General features: G+C 38.0%; 1 pseudogene. It reads right to left on the bottom strand.

Features of this window, described 5'->3' with window-relative positions:
* Positions 1-44: 44 nt before the first annotated feature.
* Positions 45-266, bottom strand: a pseudogene (locus P6709_RS20000) (hypothetical protein); the annotation flags it as partial.

Genomic DNA, 266 nt, shown 5'->3' with positions numbered 1-266 from the left:
GCTCCTTTTGAATCGAGTCCTGTTCAGCATTTTCAATTAGTTTTTCAAGTTGAAGAACGTATAATTGATTTATTTCGATTACCTAAAGAATGGAGAACATTAGGAATTTCGTCTGTATAACCAATAACTTTAAGCTTATCCATTACATCAGGATATTCTTCTTCAAGTTCACTTCTTGCATCATCTGAAAGGTCAGCTCCTGTCCCCGTTTCCCATGAAGCAATCCCCGGCTCAGGCTGAAGATTTTCATCGTATGTGAATAGAGC

This window comes from Jeotgalibacillus sp. ET6 (genome assembly GCF_029667115.1).
GTDB lineage: Bacteria > Bacillota > Bacilli > Bacillales > Jeotgalibacillaceae > Jeotgalibacillus.
The sequence above is the reverse complement of the archived record's forward strand: the minus strand, read 5'-3'. Positions and strand labels throughout refer to the sequence as shown.